Here is a 553-nt window from a genome sequence, read left to right as displayed (position 1 = left end):
CCACATCAACACCCAGCTCTTTGATGAGCATTGCAAGCTGTTTTTCGTCACCGCCTGGGTCAACAACGATGCCTTTCATCGTTTCGTCACACCAAACGATAGAACAGTTTTGAGAAAAAGAAGTCACTGGGACAACTTGGTATTTCAGAGCCATAGATAACCTATTACCGAATAAATTTGCGTGAAAACTGCCGCAACTATGACACTAACCCTAGGCGACTTCAAGACTTACGCCAGCCCTAAAATAGGCTTACCAACTGCGCACTGCACCCGTATCAATGTGGACAAAGTTACTGCCCGGATAGTATCCAACACCACCAGCCTTCAAACTGATTGCCGCATCACGCACCGTAGACAGCTTTACACCATCGAGACGAAAATCAATCGCCTTCCCTTCCATGTGTAGACTCTTCTTAGCAACACCAGTAGAACCGCTGCGCAGGGACGCATTGGTCACAGGAGAACGGTAGCCAGAAATCACGATAACTTCGGATTCAGTACCGATGAGCTTTTGAATTTGGCTGATTTGATCGAACAGACGTTTATCCATTGG

1 protein-coding gene and 1 pseudogene are annotated in these 553 nt (G+C 46.8%); both read right to left on the bottom strand.

Annotated features, from left to right (window positions below):
• Positions 1-154: pseudogene (locus tag R7Q09_RS27585) on the bottom strand (MBL fold metallo-hydrolase); the annotation flags it as partial.
• A gap of 96 nt (positions 155-250) precedes the next feature.
• Positions 251-553, bottom strand: a 303-nt coding sequence (locus R7Q09_RS27580) for a YcbK family protein (RefSeq protein ID WP_318144136.1), incomplete at its 5' end; no start/stop codon positions are given.

The organism is Vibrio sp. 2130-1, assembly GCF_033339515.1.
This window is presented reverse-complemented; position numbering and strand designations above follow the sequence as displayed.